At 62.3% G+C, this 20,059-nt stretch carries 18 protein-coding genes; 7 read left to right on the top strand and 11 right to left on the bottom strand.

Annotated elements, in window-relative coordinates; all coding sequences use genetic code 11:
• Positions 1 to 46: 46 nt before the first annotated feature.
• The 10 genes from AR540_RS09760 to AR540_RS09715 form a co-directional block, all read right to left on the bottom strand.
• Complete coding sequence (locus AR540_RS09760) at positions 47 to 379, bottom strand: hypothetical protein (RefSeq protein ID WP_059228403.1); 333 nt, start codon at positions 377 to 379, stop codon at positions 47 to 49.
• Positions 376 to 1,296 carry a hypothetical protein gene (locus AR540_RS09755; protein WP_236712040.1) on the bottom strand — a complete coding sequence of 307 codons (921 nt, stop codon included), beginning with the start codon at positions 1,294 to 1,296 and terminating at the stop codon, positions 376 to 378. Before AR540_RS09755 ends, AR540_RS09760 begins: the two co-directional genes overlap by 4 nt.
• 23 nt (positions 1,297 to 1,319) lie before the next feature.
• Entirely contained in the window at positions 1,320 to 1,805 is a 486-nt protein-coding gene (locus tag AR540_RS09750) for a curli fiber surface-exposed nucleator CsgB (protein ID WP_442963778.1), read from the bottom strand.
• Positions 1,806 to 1,874: 69 nt separating this feature from the next.
• A complete protein-coding gene (locus AR540_RS09745) occupies positions 1,875 to 2,714 on the bottom strand; it encodes a CsgG/HfaB family protein (RefSeq protein ID WP_059228399.1) in 840 nt (279 codons plus the stop codon).
• Between the two features lie 15 nt (positions 2,715 to 2,729).
• A complete protein-coding gene (locus AR540_RS09740; RefSeq protein ID WP_059228396.1) occupies positions 2,730 to 3,134 on the bottom strand; it encodes a curli assembly protein CsgF in 405 nt (134 codons plus the stop codon).
• Positions 3,131 to 3,514 carry a curli production assembly/transport protein CsgE gene (gene csgE, locus AR540_RS09735; protein ID WP_059228394.1) on the bottom strand — a complete coding sequence of 128 codons (384 nt, stop codon included), beginning with the start codon at positions 3,512 to 3,514 and terminating at the stop codon, positions 3,131 to 3,133. The genes AR540_RS09740 and csgE overlap by 4 nt, the downstream gene beginning before the upstream one ends.
• Positions 3,511 to 4,131, bottom strand: coding sequence for a helix-turn-helix transcriptional regulator (locus tag AR540_RS09730; protein WP_236712039.1), 621 nt, complete (start codon positions 4,129 to 4,131; stop codon positions 3,511 to 3,513). The genes csgE and AR540_RS09730 overlap by 4 nt, the downstream gene beginning before the upstream one ends.
• A 214-nt stretch (positions 4,132 to 4,345) precedes the next feature.
• A complete protein-coding gene (locus tag AR540_RS09725) occupies positions 4,346 to 5,356 on the bottom strand; it encodes an SIS domain-containing protein (RefSeq protein ID WP_236712066.1) in 1,011 nt (336 codons plus the stop codon).
• A gap of 80 nt (positions 5,357 to 5,436) precedes the next feature.
• Complete coding sequence (locus AR540_RS09720) at positions 5,437 to 6,870, bottom strand: sigma-54-dependent transcriptional regulator (RefSeq protein ID WP_059228389.1); 1,434 nt, start codon at positions 6,868 to 6,870, stop codon at positions 5,437 to 5,439.
• 30 nt (positions 6,871 to 6,900) lie between these two features.
• Positions 6,901 to 8,715 (bottom strand): sensor histidine kinase, encoded by a 1,815-nt coding sequence (locus AR540_RS09715; protein WP_059228386.1) that lies wholly within the window; start codon positions 8,713 to 8,715, stop codon positions 6,901 to 6,903.
• Positions 8,716 to 8,911: 196 nt separating this feature from the next.
• Here AR540_RS09715 and AR540_RS09710 point away from each other — a divergent pair, with 196 nt between their 5' ends.
• The 4 genes from AR540_RS09710 to AR540_RS09695 all read left to right on the top strand — a co-directional run bounded on the left by AR540_RS09710 (position 8,912) and on the right by AR540_RS09695 (position 11,400).
• Positions 8,912 to 9,112, top strand: a complete 201-nt coding sequence (locus AR540_RS09710; protein ID WP_059228385.1) for a hypothetical protein — start codon at positions 8,912 to 8,914, stop codon at positions 9,110 to 9,112.
• A 70-nt stretch (positions 9,113 to 9,182) separates the two neighbouring features.
• A complete protein-coding gene (locus AR540_RS09705) occupies positions 9,183 to 9,431 on the top strand; it encodes a hypothetical protein (RefSeq protein ID WP_059228383.1) in 249 nt (82 codons plus the stop codon).
• Positions 9,432 to 9,549: 118 nt separating this feature from the next.
• A complete protein-coding gene (gene hglS, locus AR540_RS09700) occupies positions 9,550 to 10,881 on the top strand; it encodes a 2-oxoadipate dioxygenase/decarboxylase HglS (protein WP_059228381.1) in 1,332 nt (443 codons plus the stop codon).
• 57 nt (positions 10,882 to 10,938) lie between these two features.
• Positions 10,939 to 11,400 carry an Lrp/AsnC family transcriptional regulator gene (locus tag AR540_RS09695; protein ID WP_201786109.1) on the top strand — a complete coding sequence of 154 codons (462 nt, stop codon included), beginning with the start codon at positions 10,939 to 10,941 and terminating at the stop codon, positions 11,398 to 11,400.
• A 3-nt stretch (positions 11,401 to 11,403) separates the two neighbouring features.
• Here the strand turns inward: AR540_RS09695 and AR540_RS24790 are convergent, their stop codons facing one another.
• Positions 11,404 to 13,110, bottom strand: coding sequence for a DUF4214 domain-containing protein (locus tag AR540_RS24790; protein ID WP_236712038.1), 1,707 nt, complete (start codon positions 13,108 to 13,110; stop codon positions 11,404 to 11,406).
• A gap of 571 nt (positions 13,111 to 13,681) precedes the next feature.
• Between AR540_RS24790 and AR540_RS24785 the strand changes: the two genes are divergently transcribed.
• From AR540_RS24785 to AR540_RS09670, 3 genes are read left to right on the top strand one after another with little or no spacing between them, the layout of a single operon-like run.
• Positions 13,682 to 14,746: a glycosyltransferase gene (locus tag AR540_RS24785; RefSeq protein ID WP_330219592.1), complete on the top strand. Its 1,065-nt coding sequence runs from the start codon at positions 13,682 to 13,684 to the stop codon at positions 14,744 to 14,746.
• 16 nt (positions 14,747 to 14,762) lie between these two features.
• Positions 14,763 to 18,215: a glycosyltransferase gene (locus AR540_RS09675; protein WP_059228375.1), complete on the top strand. Its 3,453-nt coding sequence runs from the start codon at positions 14,763 to 14,765 to the stop codon at positions 18,213 to 18,215.
• Positions 18,212 to 20,014: a phenylacetate--CoA ligase family protein gene (locus AR540_RS09670; RefSeq protein ID WP_153014214.1), complete on the top strand. Its 1,803-nt coding sequence runs from the start codon at positions 18,212 to 18,214 to the stop codon at positions 20,012 to 20,014. Before AR540_RS09675 ends, AR540_RS09670 begins: the two co-directional genes overlap by 4 nt.
• The last annotated feature ends 45 nt before the right edge of the window (positions 20,015 to 20,059 follow it).

Raw genomic sequence — 20,059 nt, 5'->3', positions numbered from 1 at the left:
CTAGGGACCCGGGTTCCACGTGGAACCCGTCGGCTGACCCTTCGCGTTACAACTGCAACAGACGCTCGATGACGGGCTGCACCTGGCCCTGGCGCTGCCAGGTCAGGGTCGCCCGGAGCAGGCTGCCCGGCGTCACGCCGAATCGACTGAGCACCGGGCACCCATCGCCCCTGGCTTCACCGGCTTGCCGCGTACGGGCGACGCCCGCCGGCCCCCGCATTTCCAGCAGCAACTCATAACTGACCGATGTGGCCTCGCCAGGGAAGCACAGCCGTACCTGGGCGCCCCCGGCCTGGGGCTGCAGCTCCAGCTCGACGCTGCCGAAGGCGCCGCCCGCCAGGGGCAGGAGAGCCGTCAGTAGCCAGGCAGCGCGGTTCACCGCTGGTTGATGGTGGCGCTGTTGCCGAAGCCGTTCTGCGAGATTCGGGCGCTGTCGTTGAAGCCGTTGAAGTTGGCCGAGCTCTGCAGGATGCTCGCGCGATTGCTGTCGCCGACCTGGCTGATGCTGGCGGTGCTGATGGCGCTGGTGGTGTCGAGGCGCGCCTCGTTGCCGTTGCCGGTCTGGACGATGCTGGTCTGGTTGCTGTCGCCCCGGACGGTGGCGCTGGCCAGGTTGTCATCGCCGGTGGAGCTACCGCTGAAGCGGTTGCCGCGGCCAGCCTGGTCGACGTTCAGCTCGTTGCGGTTGCCGTCCTGGGTGAAGGTCAGTTCGTTGAACTTGCCGGATGAGGTGACCGTAGCGACATTGGCCTGGCCGCGCTGGGTCAGTTCCACGCTGTCGACCGAATAGCCCTGCTGGGTCAGAAGGACGCGGTTGTCGCTACCGAGCTGGGTGAGGGTGGCCATGGCGCTGTCGCCGCTCTGGTCGACCCGCACCTGGTTGTTGTCGCCGTTCTGCTCCAGGGTCAGCTGGGCATTCGAGGCCACCTGGGTCAGGGTACCGCTGTTGCTGCCCACGGAGCTGATGGTGGCCTGGTTGCCGAAGCCATCCTGGATCAGGCTGTGGACGCTGCTGCCGGCTTCCTGGCGCAGGGTCGCGACGTTGCCTACGGCGTAGCCGTAGACGTCGCCGCCCTGGGTGATGGTGGCGCTGCTGGCGCCGGTCTGGACCACGCTGAGCTCGTTGTTCTCGCCCTGCAGCTGATAGAGGGCCGCGTTGTTGCCGGCGCCGCTCTGGTCCAGGGTGATGGTGCCGTTGGTGCCGTCCTGCTGGAGGGCGGCGGTGTTGTTCTGGGCGATGGCGCTGCCGGCGACGAGGGCCAGGGTCAGGGCCGCCAGGGGCCTGAGTAGAAACATCTGTCTGATCTCCATGAATGCCATCAGCGGTACTGCCGTACCACCGTGTGCTGGTTGTTTCCGTACTGGACGATGCGGCTGGAGAGCCCCGAGCCGTACTGTTCGATGCGGGCGTCACCCTGGACGCCGAACTGGCGGATGTCCGCGCGGTTGTCACTGCCGACCTGCTCGATACTGGCGACGTTGCCATAGCCAGCCTGCAGGATGACGGCGCTAAGGTCGTTGCCTTCCTGCAGCAGGCGAGCTTCCTGGGCGGCGCCACTCTGGGCGATGTAGCCTCGCAGCGCGGTGCCGCGCTGCTCGATGAGCGCCTGGTTGCCGGCGCCGACCTGCAGGATGGCAGCGTCGCGCTGGGCCGCCGGTGCGGCGCCCAGGTCACCGGTCTCCATGAGGTCGGCGGCGAAGGCGGGAGCGGCCAGGCCCATCATCAGGGCGAGGCGGGCGGCGAGGCTGCTGGCAGAGCTGCGCATGGCTATCACCGTCATGGCGTGGATGTTGTCGCGGAGCATTGTCCGGAGCCGCCTGGCCCCTCGCTATCGCTCCAGGGAGCGAAACCAACCGGGTGGGCGGCTTAATGCCTAGCGGCGGGTCGGCTCCAGGTACTTGGTCAGCGCCGGATCGCGGGCATCGCGCCCATCGGCCACCAGCCACAGGCGGCGCTCGACGCCCTGGGCGATAAGATGGGCGACCGCCGCCTCGATGGCCGAGAGCACGCATAGCTGTGCCGGCTCGTTGGTGGTGTAGCCGGACTCGGCTTCGAGCAGCTTCTTGAATTCGATGAACTTGAAGACCCCGGCCTGGCGCCCGATGGAGTAGATGGTCTTGGAGGTCATGACGTTGGCCAGCACCCGGCCGCTGCGGGTGTCGATGGCGCGCAGGTTCACCGTCACCTGGTCGACCCGGTATTCCTCGGACAGGCCGATGCCCAGGTAGCGGGCGCCTTCGCCGCCGCTGCGCACGTTGGTGTCGTAGGCCACCACGCCGCCTTCGAGCAGCAGGTTGGCCGCCTGCAGCGAGGGCAGGGCCTGCTGCAGATTCTCCGGCTGGTCGGGTTTGCTCTGGGTGGCGCGGATGATCTTGCGCTCGGTCAGCAGGTTCTGCAGGCCCTCGCGTTCGAGCACCACGAACCAGCCGCTGGCCTGCAGGGCGTCCACCAGCATGCTGCCGGCGCCCTGGGTGACGGCGGTGGAGAAGGAGCTGGCCGGATTGGGCTTGTACTGGCCGGTCTGGTCGCGAAAGCCATAGACGGCGGCCACCAGCGGGCCCTTGGGTGGCGGCAGGGCGAGCAGGTCGTAATAGGTGGAAGCCCGTGGCGTCAGGGTCGGGGCGGCGTTCTGTTCGGCAGGCATGGGGTCGCGCACGCAGCCGGTCAGGACGAGGGCGGCGATCAGGGCTGCCACCAGGGAAAAGGCGTTCATGGCAGGCATCCGTGCTCAGGGTTGGTTGAAACCGTTGACGGAGATTTCCGAAATCTCCCCGGTACTGCGGTCGGTGATCTGCACGGTCAGGTTGCCGGAGTCGTCGACGATGTTGACGATGAACTGGTCGGTGGAAAGCGTGCCGGAGTTGCCGTCCTGGATGTTGGTCAGCACCTGGGACAGCAGCCGCGATTCCAGCTGGCTGGTGAAGCGCTCGAGGGGCGACTGGCTGTTGCTGCTGCGCAGATCGGGATCCTTGTGGCGATCCTGGGCGGTGGCGTTGTTCAGCAGGTAGGTACCGTTGAGCGGGTTGCCGCCGAAGGACGGATTCACCGGCGAATAGACCAGCTCGGTCGCCATGGCCGAGGCGACGCCCAGGGTCCAGAGCAGGAACAGGGCCTTCCAGGCGTGCGCGTTCATAACTCGTCCTTATCCATGTCGAAAGTGTCCTGCAGCAGGTTCTCCAGGCGCCGCCGGGTGATGCCCTCGTGGACCTGGTCCGCCGCGGCATAGGCGGCATCCTTGAGTTCGCTGTTGTTCGGCGGAATGAACTGGCGATAGAGCAGCCGCTGCTCGTACTCGACCCAGACCAGGCTGCCCCAGCGCGCCGAGGGTCGCTCGCGCACCACCAGGTTGAAGTCCAGTTCGGTGGTGTCAGTCAGCCGGTCGGCGAAGTGGCGATAGAAGTCGTGGCCGAAGCGCGAGATGGTGTTGTCCATCAGCAGGCCCTGGATCAGCTCGCCCTCGGCGCGCACCGTGCCGGTCATGAGCAGGCCGAACAGCAGCCAGGCCGCCTTCATCCCGGCAGATCCTGGCCCGCATGGAAGCGCAGCGCCGCCTCGGCGCGGTTGGCGGCGCCGGTCTTGCGCAGCAGGTTGTGCATGTGGCTCTTGACCGTATGGGTGCTCAGGCAGAGCGCCTCGCCGATGGCGGCGTTGGATAGGCCGCGGCCGACCAGCCGCAGGATCTCCCGCTCGCGGCGGGTCAGGCCGTCGGCGGCGATGCTCGGCCGCTCGCGCGAACGGCGCAGCAGGTGGGCGAGGATGGCGCGCGGCAGCCAGTCCTCGCCGGCCAGCAGGGCACCCAGGCCCTGCAGCAGTTGTTCGGGGCTGGCTTGCGGGGCGAACACGCCCTGGATCGCGGGAAAGCGCTCGACCCAGGGCAAGGCCTGCTCGGGCGTGGCGTTGAGGAAGGCCACGGTGGCGACCGGCGGCTGGCCTTCCAGCCAGCGCTCGAGCTGCGCCACCGGCACGCTGCCGAGATCGACCAGCACCAGGCTGGCGTCACCGACGTCATCCAGTTCGCGGGCCAGGATCAGCTCGATGCCGTGGCGTTCGTGCAGGAAGGGTTTGAGCAATTCCGCCAGCAGGACGTTCGCCGTCGTCAGGCGGACCTTTCTCGCAGGGTCCGTGCGCATGTCCATATGTGCTGCCTCATCATCCGTTGCGCGAACGCTGAGACAAATCGACCCGCACGACAAGCGAAAACTGACTGATTTCCAGCGACTTAACGGCTCTGTGGACCGTTTGGCAGATTGTTGCCGTGCTGGCTTCCGGCCGCTAGATCCAAAGGATTAGGCCGGAGGATGGAGCGGCGAACGAGGTACCGGCAGCTGACAGTGCCTCTCGGCCTCAGCGGGTGAGGGTGACCTTGCGCAGGTGCCGCGGCTGGTCCGGGTCCTGGCCGCGGGCCTCGGCCAGCAGTGCGGCCATGCGGTAGAAACTCTGGATCGCCAGCAGGCCGTCCAGGTCGGGATGAGCGGCGGTGACCAGGGGCAGATCACGTTCGGCGATGTCTTCCGGGGCGGCCAGCAGCACCCGGGCGCCGCGACCGCGGAGGTCGCGGGCCAGTTGCAACAGGCCGGCCTGTTCCGGGCCGCGCAGGGCGAAGATCAGCAGCGGATAGCCGCGCTCCACCAGTGCCAGGGGACCATGTTGCAGCTCGGCGCCACTGAAGGCCTCGCCTTGCAGCGCCGAGGTCTCCTTGAGCTTGAGTGCGGCTTCCTGGGCGATGGCGAAGCCCGGCCCCCGGCCGACCACCATGCAGCGCTCGGCGTCGCGCAGCACTGGCAGTGCTGGCGCCCAGCTCAACTCGGCAGCGTGATCCAGGGCCTCCGGCAGGGCCGTCCCGGCGGCGAGCAGGGTCTCGTCCTGCTGCCAGTGGGCGATTAGCCGCGCCGCGGCGGCCAGGGTGGCGATGAAGCTCTTGGTGGCGGCGATGCTGTGTTCCGGTCCCGCCTGTACGCCCAGGGCGTGGCGGCAGGCCAGCGCCAACGGCGAGTCGATCTCGTTGACCAGCGCCGCGGTGCGGGCGCCGTAGCGATCCAGGGCGGTGAGGGTCTCGATCAGATCGGGGCTGCGGCCGGACTGGGAAAAGCCCAGGGCGAGCTGGCCTTCGACGCGCAGCGGCGCCTGGCGCAGGGTCACCAGGGACGGTGGCAAGGACAGCACCGGCAGACCCAGGTGGGCCATGGCCAGGTAGGCGAAGTAGCTCGCCGCATGATCCGAACTGCCACGGGCCACGGTGAGCGCCAGCTGGGGCGGATTGGCCCTGAGATCGGCAGCCAAGTCCGCCAGAGCCTGGTCGATGGTCTCCAGTTGGCGGGCGACGGCCGCCCCGCTGGCGGCGGCTTCTGCGAGCATGAGCGAGGTCAAGAGGGTCTCCTTGGGCGAACGCCTAGGGTCGCACTCTGCCATTCCTGGGCAGGCGCGGCCAGCCGCCCTTAGTCGCCCTCGTCCGCCGCGCCGCCGGTGAATTGCAAATCGTGCTTGCGCAGCTTGTCGGACAGCGTCTTGCGCGGCAGGCCCAAGGCTTCGGCCAGGCTGCGCAGGGAGGCATGGGGGCGGGCCAGTTCGCGCTGGATGAGCTCGCGTTCGAAGGCCTCGACCTGCTCGCCCAGCCCGGCTGCGAGGGCGACGGCGGGCGTTGCCGCCACCGTGGAAGCGGCTACGGGCGCCGCCGTCATGGGCGCCAGGGGCGTATAGGCACTGTTGTCCAGGGCCAGGTCCAGCCCCAGGGCGAAGCGTTCGGCGGCGTTCTGCAATTCGCGTACGTTGCCCGGCCAGCTGTGGGCGATCAAGGCGGCGCGCTGCTCGGCATCGGGCTCGCGCACCGGCGTGCCATGGCGCTCGGCGGCGGCCAGGGCGAAGTGGCGGAATAGCGGCAGGATGTCTTCGCTGCGCTCACGCAGGGCGGGAATGCGCAGGGTGGCGACGTTCAGCCGGTAGTAGAGGTCGGCGCGGAAGCGGCCCTGGTCGGCGGCCTGGCGCAGGTCTTCCTTGGTCGCGGCGACCACCCGGATGTCCAGCGGGATCTGCTGGTTGGAGCCCAGCCGCTCGACCTTGCGCTCCTGCAGCAGGCGGAGCAGCTTGACCTGGACGTCCAGGCTCATGCTCTCGATCTCGTCGAGGAAGAGGGTGCCGCCGCTGGCGTATTCGAACTTGCCGATGCGGCGCTTCTGGGCACCAGTGAAGGCGCCCTGTTCGTGACCGAAGAGTTCGCTCTCCACCACGGACTCGGCCAGTGCACCGGCGTTGATGGCGACGAAGGGGCCGTCGCGACGGTTCGACAGGTCGTGCAGGGCGCGAGCCACCACTTCCTTGCCGGCACCGGTCTCGCCATGGATCAGTACGTCTGCCTGGGTCGCCGCCAGGGCGCCGATCTGGTCGCGCAGGCGCGCCATGCCCGGGGTCTGGCCGATCAGGCGCGTCTGCAATTCCTGGCGCTCGGCCAGGGCCAGGCGCAGGCTGCGGTTCTCCAGCACCAGATGGCGGGCGCCCAGGGCGCGGCGCACGCTGTCGATCAGAGCGTCGTTGGCGAAGGGTTTCTCCAGGAAGTCGTAGGCACCGGCGCGCATGGCCTGCACCGCCAGGGGCACGTCGCCGTGGCCGGTGATGAGCACCACCGGCAATTCGGCGTCGCGCTGGTGCAGCTGGGCCAGCAGCTCCAGGCCATCGATGCCGGGCATGCGGATGTCGCTGACCACCACGCCGGGCCAGTCGCGCACGGCGACCATGTCCAGGTCACGGGCATCGGCCAGGGTGGTCACCTTGAAGCCGGCCAGGTCCAGGGTCTGGCTCAGGGCCAGGCGCAGATGGGCGTCGTCGTCGATCAGCAGGATCTGGCTGGCGGGATCGAAGGGGGGCAGGGTGTTCATGACAAGGACCTGAATGTGGGGGCGACGCGGTCAACCGCGGACTTCTTCCTGGGGCACCGCGGCGACGCCGGGCTTGCCGTGCAGCAGATAGAGGCGCACCTCGGCACCGCCATCGGCATGGTTGGACAGGTGCAGGTGGCCACCCAGGGTCCGCAACAGGTTATCGCAGATCGCCAGGCCCAGGCCGAGCCCTTGGGCGGTGGCCTTGGTGGTGAAGAAGGGTTCGTGGGCGCGGGCCAGGGCCTCGCTGGAGAAGCCGGGGCCGTTGTCCCTCAGGACCAGCGTCACGCCGCGCTCGTCGATACGCGTCGTCAGCCACAGCCGGCGGGTGCTGGTCTTTTCCGCCAGGGCATCGAGGGCATTGCTCAGCAGGTTGCTGATGATCTGCCGCAGGCGGGTTTCCCCGGCCTGCACCCACAGCGGTGCATCGGGCAGGTCACGGATCAGCTCCACCTGCATGGCCCGGCGGCGTGCGGCGACCAGCGCCAGGGCGTCTTCCAGGGCGCCCTGCAGCACCACGCTCTCCGGCGCCCGCCGGGCGCCGCGGGCATAGGCCTTGAGATGGGCGATGATATTGGCCATGCGCGTGGTCAGTTCGCCGATCAGCTTGAGATTGCCGCGGGCGTCGTCCAGCCGGCCATGGTCGAGCAGCACGGCGGCGTTTTCCGTGTAGCTGCGGATGGCCGCCAGGGGCTGGTTGAGTTCGTGGCTGATGCTGGCCGACATGGTCCCCAGGGCCGACAGCTTGCCGGCCTGGACGGCTTCGTCCTGGGCGCGCATCAATTCGCGCTGGGCCTGTTCGCGGTCGTGTACCTCCTGCTGCAAGCGCGCGTTGAGCGTCTGCAGGTCGCGGGTACGTTCCTCCACGTTCAGCTCCAGGTCGCGCTTGGCCCGGGCATCCAGCGCCAGGCGCTCGATGAAGTGGCGGCGTCTCAGGGTCATCACCACCAGCAGCAGGAGCAGCGCCAGCAGCGTCGCCGCGCCGATGTAGAGCGCACTGCGTACCTGGCGCTCGACCATCTCCCGCGGTGCCAGGATCTGTGCGGTCCAGCCCACCTCGTCGAGATTGCGGGTTTGGGTCAGCCAGTCGCCGGGTACCAGGGTCAGGGGTGCAGGATTGGTGGTGGGGTAGGGCCGGTTGGCGTTGACCTGCTCGCGCTGGCGCTCGTCCAGCGGATGGGTGGCGCGGAAGCGCCAGGCGTCGTGGGAGGTGAGGATGACCACGCCCAGGTCATCGGTCACCAGCAACTGCTCGGGCGCATTGCCCCAGAGCTGTTCCGCACTGTCCAGATCGACCTTGACCACCACCACGCCGATGGCACCCGCGCCATCGCGTACCGCGGCGGCGAAATAGTAGCCGCGTTTGCTGGAGGTGGTGCCGAGGCCGAAGAACCGCCCGGGCTGCCCCTGCATGGCCGCCTTGAAATAGGGGCGGAAGGAGAAATCGCGGCCGATGAAGCTGTCCGGTTGGCGATAGTTGGAGCTGGCCAGGCAGGTGCCGTCGTCCTGCATCAGGTAGATGACGTCCGCACCGGTGCGCTGGCGGATGTCTTCCAGCATGCGACTGGCGGCGTCCTGGGACGCCTCGTCACCCTGGTGCGCAAGGGCGTTGCGCAGCACCGGGAGATCGCCAAGCAGGTCCGGCAGCACCTCGTAGCGCCTCAGGGTGCCGAGCAGGTTGGCCACGTAGAGATCCAGGGTCTGACCGTTCTGCTCGGCCAGCTGCGCCTCGTAGTAGTGCTGGGCCGCATAGCGCAGTGGAATCAGCAGCAGCGTCAGGCCCAGGGCCAGCAGCAGCAGGCTGCTCCAGCGCGGGCGCTTGGGAAGATCGGGGCTCTTGGACATGGACGGGCACGATGGGGGACTCCCGGCATTATGCCCAAGGCCAAGGCGCTGCGAACGCCTCGTCGGACTGTTAACGCCTTGGCAGTCGACGGAAATATCTTGTTACCTATTGGCTCGACTGTGGACGCGAACACGCTTTTGCCGGGCGAAAGCCGGCTAACTGAACCGGCAATCAGCCACCGAAGGAGTGACTTCCATGAAAAGCACCACCCTCTGCCTGACCCTCGCCGGCCTCCTGGCCACCTCTGCCGCCTTCGCCCAGACGGCGCCCGCCGATCCCGCGGCGACGCCGAGCGCCACCACCAGCAGTCCCGCCAAGAGCGGCAAGCAGGCCACCACCCATCACAAGAAGGTGGCCCACAAGAAGGTCCACAAGGCCAGCACCAGCGGCAGCTGACCCACGGTGTGGCACCTCCCTGCGCGGGAGGTGCCTAAACGGGAGTGAATCCGTCCAGAGGAATCCTCCCATGCGCAAGTCCCTGCTGCTTCCCACCTTGATCCTGGGCCTGGGTCTGTCCGGCGCCGCCCTGGCCCAGACCAGCCCGACCAATCCCCCGGCCACCCCCGCGCGACCCGATCCCACCAGTACCCATGGCATGGAAAAGGCGCCCAGCACCGGCGTCGGCGCGGCCGACAACGGCTCCAGCGGCGGTTCGGGCAGCGATATCGGTGCCGATCACGTGAAGAAGCCCAAGGCCCAGCACAAGGATCACTAGGGCAGCAGCTACCGGTGCGCCCATTCCCCGGGGGAATGATCCAATGAGCAAAGATCGCTTGAGCAGCGCGCGGCGGCGTGTCGAAATCGACGTCTAGCCTGAGCCAGGAGCCGCTCCCATGACCGCCCCGCCGCTGCTTTCCCCGGACGCCATCCGCACCCGTTTTTCCCAGGCCATGTCCGCGATGTATCGCCAGGAAGTGCCGCAGTACGGCACCCTGCTGGAACTGGTCGCCGAGGTGAACGCCGGACAGCCGGGTTTCGCCCAGGACTCCGCGGAGCGCCTGGATCTGGAGCGCCATGGTGCCATCCGGGTCGGCACCGCGGCCGAGCTGGCCACCCTGCGGCGACTGTTCGCGGTGATGGGCATGCAGCCGGTCGGCTACTACGACCTGAGCGTGGCGGGCGTGCCGGTACACTCCACGGCTTTCCGCCCGGTGGACCCGGTCGCCCTGCAGCGCAATCCCTTCCGCGTCTTCACCTCGCTGCTGCGTTTGGAACTGATCGAAAACGCCGAACTGCGCCAGCTGGCCGAGCGGGTGCTGGCCGGGCGCCGTATCTTCACCCCTGGTGCGCTGGAATTGATCGAGCGCGCCGAGACCCAGGGTGGCCTGACCGACCCCGAGGCCGATGCCTTCGTCCAGGAAGCCCTGGAGACCTTCCGCTGGCACCGTGAGGCCAATGTCGACGCCGGCCTCTACCAGCGGCTGCACGACGCCCATCGGCTGATTGCCGACGTGGTCTGCTTCAAGGGCCCCCACATCAACCACCTGACCCCGCGCACCCTCGACATCGACGCCGTCCAGGCCAGGATGCCCGCCCGCGGTATCGCGCCCAAGGAAACCATCGAAGGCCCGCCGCGTCGCCGGTGCCCCATCCTGCTGCGTCAGACCAGCTTCAAGGCGCTGGAAGAGCCCATCCTGTTCCAGGGCGAAGTCCAGGGCTCGCATACCGCGCGCTTTGGCGAGATCGAACAGCGCGGCGTGGCCCTCACCCCGGCTGGCCGGCAGCGCTACGACGAACTGCTGCAGGAGGTTCGCCAGCGCAGCAAGGTTGCCGGTAGCGACTACGCCAGCGTGCTGGCGCAGGTGTTCGAGGCTCTACCGGACGACTGGGACGAACTGCGCCGCCAGGGCCTGGCCTGGTTCCGCTACCGCGTCGGCACGGGCAGTCGCCCAGGTATCGATACCACCGATCCCGAAGCCCTGATCACCGCCGGCCAGTTGATCGCCGATCCCATCACCTACGAAGACTTCCTGCCGGTCAGCGCCGCCGGCATCTTCCAGTCCAACCTGGGGGCCGGTAGCCAGCGCGAATACGGGAGCGGCGGCAATCGTGCGGCTTTCGAAGCCGCCCTCGGCGCGCCGGTGCTTGACGAGATGACGCTCTACCAACGGCAACAGCGTGAATCCCTGGACGCCGCCCTGGCTGCCCTCGGTCGCTCTGCCTAGAATGAGGCTCCCGCATCGGCGGTCCGTGCCGTCGATGCCCGCCCCTGGCCGGGAGCCATGATGTTCAGCAAACTCGATCCAACCGACTGGCAGCTCATCCACCTGCTGCAACAGAACGCCCGCGCCTCCAACGCCACCCTGGCCCGCCAGCTGGGCCTCGCCCGTACCACCGTGGTCACGCGCCTGGCGCGCCTGGAGCGCGAGGGCATCATCCAGGGCTACGGCCTGCGCCTGGGCTCCGCACTGGAACAGGCCGCCGTCCGCGCCTATTGCGCCATCAGCGTCCTGCCCCGCAGCACCGCCAGCGTCATCCGCGCCCTGGAAAAGATGATCGAAGTGGAGGAAGTCTCCTCCGTCAGCGGCCAGTTCGACTACCTGGCCTTCCTGCGCTGCACCACCCACGAAAAGCTCGACGACCTGCTGGACCGCATCGGCAACCTCGAGGGAGTGAAGCAGACGCAGACGTCGATCATCCTCAATCGGAAGATCGATCGGCGCGGCGGGGGGCGCGGCCTTTGAAGGTCAGGCCTGCCTTGAGCGGTACTCGGCGCTGCTTTTGATTGCCGTCAGGACATCATCCAGCGTCATAACCCCATTGGTCACCTGAGTAGCCCAGCTACTGAGTCCTGGAGAATCCGCGTCGCGACCCAGATAGCGCTGGTAAAGCTGTCTGATCTGCGCCCGGGTATAGGCTAGACACTCGGCACTCCCTGAGATTGCCAATTTAACTTCAGCAATCGTCATGCTGTTGCCCGCGATCTGCTGTGTCCAATACGAAAGGCCGGTTTGATCGGCATCGCGCCCCAGGTAGGAGATATAGAGCTGATTTACCGTCGTGGAAATATTGCCTCGGTATTCGCTGCTGCCGATAAGCGCTGCCGCAATGGCGTTGACCGTCATCGTGCCGCTGTTCAGCTGACTTGCCCAATAGTTCAGGCCGGCGGCGTCCGCACTGCGTCCCAGATAATTCTGGTAGAGACGCTCAACAGCCGCACGATTCTGGTACTCGACGCTGCCCATGATCGCGTTGATCACGGCCGCCAAGGTCATGTTCCCGCTGGCAAGCTGGGTCGTCCAGTAGGTCAGTCCTGCCGGATCGGCTGGGCGGCCAAGATAGTCCTGGTAGACGCTGGCCACGGTCTTGGACGCGTCGACGCTTGATGTGCTGGCAGCACTTTCAGTGGCCGTGGTGGCAGGGCCTACGGCCGAACAGCTCGTATCGTTCAGGTTGGCTTTCAAGGTCGCCCACTGCGGGCGGTCCACCCCGTTCACCGGTTCCACCGACAGGTTGTAGTTCCCCCATCCTGGTCCTGCCGCCCAATACGTAGCGGGAATGCAGTTTTGCCGAAGATAGGCAAGCATCCGATCCATGATGGTATTCCAGCGTGGATCACTGTCCGGCACGCCGAACTCACCGATCATGCCCCGCTTGCCGTTTTTCTTGAGCCACTCGACGAAGGGACGGACTCGCTCGATTCCATAGTCGTCGCCGTAGCCGCTGGCGCTGGTATTGGCATAGTTACCGCCGCCGCCAACCCCATCGAAGTACACATGGGCCTGATAGACGAGATTGTTGGCAGGGTCCTTCAGCGACAGCAAGGAGTCGTTCCACTGGGGCCAGCGGGTCGCCTCGGCCCAGCCATTGCCCTCGATCATGATCGGCCTGGTGGAGTCGTAAGTGCGTACGCCGTTGATACCGTACTGAGCCGCAACCTGCCACTGACTGACCGCATCGTGGGGTTCGTTCATCAGATCGTAGGCATAAAGCGAAGGGCGTGAGCTCCACCGTTGCGCAATACGCGTCATGACATCCTGATAGTGAGCGTAAGCCACGTTACCAGTACCGATTACCACTCCGCGGTAGCGCATATAGTTATGCAGATCCAGGATCACCTGCATGCCGTATTGGTCGGCGTAGCCGAAGGTACGGTCGATCAGGGCAGCATAGGTGGGATCAAGGGCGCCACCCAATGTCGGCTGGAGTCTTTCCCACAAGATGGGGAAGCGGATCAGCTTGACGCCACGCTCACTCCACTGCTTGAAGTAGGCTTCCACCGGAAAGATGAAGTGTGTTCCATTGACGCCTGGCAGCACCTGGGGAGCGAAGCCTGCGCCGGACAGGTTCAGGCCGAGAAGATGCACGGGGGCTGCCTGGGCCTTCGCGCCCAGCAGGCCAAGCGACAGGGCAAGGACCAGGCTGTAACACAGGGATCGAAGATAGAGGGTCATAATCGCCATACGAAGACCGATGACAAGCAGCCGGCAAGGCCAGGCTGAGCTGAACGCGGCGACGCCACGTGATTTGTCTAGGTATCTGTATCGACGAGGGATTCTTTAGTGCCTCACGATGAGTGGCGTGTCGTGTGTCCTTGAGCAGGAAGGTGAGGGGCCCGATCGTCAACGACCAATGCCAGGAGCCGGGGGCGTGAAGCCCGTGCTTGGCATGACTGGGCCGCGCACCGAGGGATGAGCGGACTGCAAGGCAGTCCTATCAAAGGCGCCTTTTTCCAGCTCGAGTCCTAATGCGCCTTTCCCCTATCCTTGCGGTTTGTCTCTCGGCAAGCCTGGACGCCACGCGCCTATCCTGCGAGTCTGCCGGGCCACGATACGGTCCGCGGAATGTCTATGGCGTTCACTTGCGGCCGATCGGGTTGTGTATGATAAGTGCGGCTCCTGAAGGAGCTCAGGCTCGGCGTTCTCATGCCGCGAAAAGCAGGCGCAGTGTATTGTTGAAGGATGACGTTTAGAGACCTGCCCTTGGCAGGTACGAGGCAAAAAGACCTATCGCCCTTCTGGCCCCATCCCAGGCTGGCTGGAAGATGCAAGAAAAACCCTACGCATCTGTACTGGCACGAGTGACATGACCCCAGCTGAACGTGTAAGTGTTGTCTACAACATCCATCCCTATGCCATGCACCTTCCCGGCGGAGGTGAGGTTCAGCTGCTGAAGTACAAAGAGTACTTGCCCAGTCACGGTTGTGACGTAATCCTGCACGATATCTGGGAACCTAGACTCCATAGCGCAGCACTATTTCATCATTTCCACCTGGTCTCCGGCGGTATTCCTTTCGTCGACTACGTGCGACGTCTGGGACTCAAGACTCTGCTCAGTCCAAATCTTTGGATAAACGAGACAAACCAAGCCAATCTCAACACCACCGAACTGCAAACCTATTATGGGTTGGCTGATCGTATTATCTGCAACTCAATGGCAGAAATCGATAACTTGGAGCAATACTCCGGCTTGCCACGCGCCAAGGCGTGTGTCGTGCACAATGGTGTCGATTCGTGGTTTAGCGAGCCGGTAGATCCCACGGCTTTCAGGGCGTGGTCAGGCATCCAAGGCCCCTTCTTGCTCAATGTGGCCAACGTCGAGCCGCGGAAGAATCAGGTCGCTGCAATTCAGGCAGCCGCTGCTGTCGGGCTGCCTCTGGTCTCGATCGGTCGCGTTCGGGATGCGGAATACCATGCCCGTTGTGTCGAGGCGGGCAGGGGGGGGCACTTCGTCCACCTGGGGCCCCTGGCCCAAACTGACGAGCGCCTTCGGTCTGCCTATCAGGAATGCTCGGCCTTCGTAATGCCAAGCACACTGGAAACCCCTGGCATCGCTGCACTGGAAGCCGCTGCCGCTGGTGCACCTGTAGTGATTACGTCGGAAGGCAGTGCCTACGAATACTTCGGAGGCCATGCTTACTATGTGCATCCAAACGATCAGGAAGGCATAGTCAATGCCGTGAATTTAGCTATTAATAATCCAGCGAACGACCTGCTCCAAAAACGGATTCTCGAAAATTTCTCGTGGCCTCAGGTGACATCAAGTCTGATGAGCTGTTACGCGGGACTGAGTGCAAGCAGTTGCGCATAGAAGGATAAATTAAAAGATGAAGAAGGTTTTCGTCTACGTCGAACACACGTCGCAGTCACCTGCCAATTCGGGCGTTCAGCGGGTAGTGCGTGGGCTAAGCAGGGCGCTGCAAGAGCTGGTCGCGGAAGTGGTATTCGTTCGCTGGTGTCCCACTTCACTGGCACTGGTTCGCCTGGATGAGGCACAACTTGTCCATCTTGGCCAGTGGGAGGGACCGGCGCTCATACCTGAAGCGGCTGGTAATGATCAGGCTATTCATCTCGACCCGCGCGACAAGTCGACCCTGGAAGACACCTGGCTGCTGATCCCTGAGGTGACTCACCTCACGTTCCAGCCCTCGCCGCCTACAGAGTCACTGCTGCTCTATGCGCGTCGCTTTAACATCAAGACTGCTGCGCTTGTCTATGACCTTATTCCGCTTAAGCGCGATGAGTATGCCTCCGTACGAGAAACGCACTCATCTTATATTCAGCATCTGTCGCTGGCTGACATACTGCTGCCGATAAGCTTCAGCGCTGCAGAAGATACCCGACATTTCTTGAAGAATACGGCGAAGGCTGCCGAGTTTGTGCAACCGTTGGTTCGGCATGTGCTATTGCCGCATGAACTACCTGGTTTGCCCCGCCAGCGCTTCGGTGCTCCTGCAGCCAAGGATACGGTGCGAATCTTGAGCGTGGGCACCGTAGAGCCACGGAAAAATCAGCTGCAGCTCATTGAAGCCTTCGCCCGTTTTCAAACGAATCATCCAGATATTTCCTGCGAACTTAGCATCGTGGGTAACGTTCACCCTATGGTGCACGAAGAGCTGAATGTCCTGGTACGCCAGACTCCGGGTGTATCAGTCCTGAATTACCTACCGGACGAGCAGGTCGTCGACCTATATCGTCAGGCAGACTTTTCGGTGTTTCCGTCGATAGAAGAGGGGTTTGGCCTGCCAATCGCTGAAAGCCTGTGGCTGGGCGTTCCCTGTCTATGCGCGAGTTTTGGCTCTATGGCGGAAATCGCCGAGGGCGGTGGAACCCTGCGAGTGGACACCCGAAATGCAGATGAACTGTATTCGGGGCTCGAGCGGCTGATTCTCGATACCGAGTTACGCCTGACGCTACGTGACGAGGCAGCGAAACGGGAGCTTTCCACGTGGAAAGACTACGCGAGCGCTGTCCTGGGACGCCTCCAGCAGGCACCCGGTGTAGCGCGTGCCCTCGTATGGGTGAACTCGACGGTCGCCTACCATGGCAACAGCGGCGTTCAGCGCGTCGTTCGCCAGATGAGTGCGTCGCTTGAGAAAATAGGCGTCGCGCTGTCGTACGTTGCGTGGGATGTGGAAAGAGGGGATTTCCGGCTGATCACCCACGACGAAGAGCAGCATCTGTCACTGTGGCATGGCCCTACCCATAACCACGCCATATCGCTCTCGCAAGATCTGTCCGATGCCTGGTTGATCATTCCGGAGCTGGTACTGCCGAATCCGAACGCGGAACAGGTAATCCTCGCTGCGAAAAATCGCGGTATGCGTGTTGCAACCATTTTTTACGATCTTATTCCTGTAACGCTGACGGACATCTATCCGCCGGAAGCTCAAGCAGGCTATCACTTCTTCTTCAAAATGATTTCGCAGTCGGACCTGTTGATCCCGATCTCGCGCACCATGAGCGAAGAGCTGTGGGACTACTACTGCAGCACGATGGATAGGCTGACGACCATAAAGTCGCGTATTCATGCTCTTCCTTTGCCAGGAGAGATGCGTACCTTCCCCCGCAACAGTGAAATCAAAAGTCAGGCACGCGATACCTCCTCTGTATCGATACTGATGGTCGGTACGATGGAACCGCGGAAGAACCACCTCACCGCGATCCATGGCTTCCGTGTCGCGCAACGTAAACTGCGCGAACAAGGGAGCAGCATCCAGCTCAAGCTGACCTTTGCCGGCTCGACGAAAGATCACTCACAGTACGCACGGGACATCATCGCCGAGATAGCGGAAGACGCGGATATCCATGTCAAAGAGCTGCCATCGGACGAGCAACTGGCGCAACTATATCGAGATTGCGATTTCACCCTGTTCCCATCACTACTGGAGGGCTTTGGACTACCCGTCCTGGAAAGCCTCTGGCACGGCCGTCCATGCATCTGCAGCAATGCAGGCGCGGTAGCCGAAGTGGCAGAAGGAGGTGGTTGCCTTACCTTTGATGCCCACAACGGTGACGAGCTAGGTGACCATATTGCCAGACTGGCGAGCGATGCCGCTGCTCTCCATGCCTTGTCAGAGCAGGCCGTCAGTCGTACTCTGGGTACCTGGGACGATTATGCACGAGACCTGACTTGGCTCATGCGTAGAGGGCAGCCGACGTTTCCAAATACCCTGGAAAAATATTTCCCGGTTTGGCAACGACCTGCTGCCAAGTCCGAGGGACGTCCAAAACTATCAGTCTGCGTGTCGACCTATAACAGGGCCGAATGGCTGCGACATTCGCTGCGCGGGATAGTCGAAAGCGTTCAGCTGTGTTCGGAGAATGTTGAAATACTGGTGGTCGACAATGCCTCAACCGATCATACCCCCGACGTTATGCAGGCCTTCCTATCGGTCCCGAATCTCAGATACCACCGCAACGAAGTCAATGTCGGGATGCTGGGCAATCTGGCTGTAACCAGTAAGCTCGCATCAGGTGAATACGTATGGATATTGGGAGACGATGATCTTATACGGGAAGGTGTAGTGCAACGTATTATGGATGTTATAAATGAGCATCCAAGATCGGAAATAATCTATATCAATTATGCCTATACGCACTTCAATCAGCCGGAAGAGCTGGATGATATTGACGAAATCATCCACAAGGCCACGCCGATAGCCACTCCCTCTCGAAGTCACTTTTGTGAAGAGATCAGGAGTTTCGCTGGCTACAACGAGAATCTCTTCACGGCTATCTATGCCTGTGTGTTTAGACGCGATCATGCGATAGGGGCTTATACACAGGACACATCAGGTCCGCCGTTTTCTGATTTGATGACCTGCATTCCCACGTCAGTCTATGTGCTCAAGCATATGATCAATCGGCCCGGTTATTGGATTGGCGATCCCTACGTTATTGTCAATATGAACGTGTCGTGGCGAAAATGGGCGCTGATCTGGCATCTTGAAAGAATGCCGGATCTATTCGATCTGGCTGAAAAGCAGGGGGTCGATAAAAACCTTATTGCTCCTTATCGACGCAATCATTGTGCCGATGTGGCGAATTGGGCAAGAAATGTTTACTTCGGTGAGGATGAAGAGTTGGCGCGCCTGTTTTCGATGGAGCGACTTCTCGAGCGCTGTAAGCATATTCCTGAGTTCCGTGCGCAGTTGGACGCGTTACGACAGGTATATGAATTGGCATTTATTCAGCATAGAGTATTGGTCGATCAGATTCCCCCGTGGCGACTCTTCCAACGTTTCAATCTGCTGAATTTGGCCGACCACTCTGTATGAAATGGATTCCATTACTACGCTCGCGGATGTTGTTTCCATTAGCCGAGAGGCTATCGGGACGCAACGTCAACAGCAGGCTTGCTTGGTTGCAAAGCGCGTTCAATGACGAATGGGAGCAGCGTAAGCGGTTGAATAGACTGCGTCTAATCGACGTCCTGCAGAACGCCAAGTATGAAATCCCTTTCTACAAGGATCTTTTTCGGCAGGTCAAATTCGATCCTCTCCTCCTGTTGAAAGATGTACGTTATTTTCAGAGGCTTCCAGTACTGACCAAGGAGGATATCCGCGAGGCAGGGGCTCGCTTATTGCACCCGGACTGCCAGCGCTATTTGCCGGTTCATGTCAGCAGAACGAACGGCTCGACTGGAAGTGCATTGCCCATTTATTACACGCCCGCCGCAAAAGATTACTCGGCTGCGGTTACTCGCCTCAGCCAGCACTGGGTAGGATTTTCCGCCGACCAACGCCAGCTTCACATTTCCTCCGCGTTCCCGGGGCAAACACCCCAGGTTGCGAAGCGACAGGAGTGGTGGCGTCAGCAGGCGACAAACCGGATCAGTATAGAGTGCGAGGCATGGACGGAAGACTGTTTTGCCGCTCTTTGGAAGAAGATTTGTAAAGCCAAACCGTATATCGTTCAGGGACACCCGTCTACGCTATATGCATTAGCGCGGCATGTGATGAACGCCTTAGGGCCCCAACGGGGCTACTTTGCGGTCTTCGTTTCTACCGGCGAAACTTTAACCGTTCAACAACGTAGAAGTATCGAGGAAACGTTTGGTTGTCGCGTGGCGAACCGCTATGGGAATGCAGAGTTCGGTATCATGGCCCACGAACGGTTTGTAATGAACGAAGCTGCCGACGATCCTGACCTCTTGGATGCCCATGAGGCCAGCAAGAATCATTTTATGCAGGTTGTAGATCCTTATGTTTGGATGGAGTGCCTTGGCGCGAGTGCAGAAGGTGCAGGATCTTTAGTGGTCACGGACCTCACCAATTACTCCTCGCCCTTGATCCGGTACGCTACCGGAGATGAGGGGGCGCTTGAGTCTGGAGTTGACGGTCTGTATCTCAAAACAGTGACTGGCCGCGTACATGACAAAATAGAAATTGCGCAGCGCTCTTACCCTACTCACTGGTTCCAAGACTTCTTTACCAGATTGGGAGTCGTCGACGATTTTCAGTTTCTCAGGAAGCCTGGAAAACAGCTGGAACTACGTATCTGCCTGCTTGATCCACGTGCTGAAATGGTCGTAAGAAACAAGCTGGCCGAGAGCTTTTCGGAAATCGCCTTCGATGTGAGCTTTGTAGAAAGGTCGCAATTTGTTCGCGTAGGCCAACAACAGAAGTTCCGCTACCTGGTTGAACTAGGCGAAGAGCCTGGGGCGGCGATTGCGTCTAAGAGTCCGCTTTCGATTTTTTCCGGCAAGAACCATGGCAAGGATTTCCTCTACCTGGAAGGTTGGTATTCAGAGGAAAAGTATGCGACTGGAAGCTTCCGTTGGATGCGTAGGCAGGCAGAGATACTACTTAATGCTGAAAAGTCAATAACGTCTATTTCTGTAACGTGCGACTGTCCTGCAGATACCAAGAAGCTGCCTGTGTTGTCGGTAAGAGAGTCAGGGCAGGTTTTATATAGTGAGAAACTGAAGTCCGGTGCTCAGCGCATTTCTTTGAATTTGCCAAGCACTGCTCAGTCTGTACCAAGAACGATTGTTTTTGAAGTTTCGGAAGCATATCAAGTTGAAGGAGATACAAGGGAGCTTGGGCTTAAAGTCCATGACATTGCCATTAGTTAGGGGGCGTACGACGCTACGCATGGCATCGATTTGATAATGAACAGG

This window comes from Pseudomonas sp. EpS/L25, from assembly GCF_001512295.1.
GTDB lineage: Bacteria > Pseudomonadota > Gammaproteobacteria > Pseudomonadales > Pseudomonadaceae > Chryseomonas.
The sequence above is the reverse complement of the archived record's forward strand: the minus strand, read 5'-3'. Positions and strand labels throughout refer to the sequence as shown.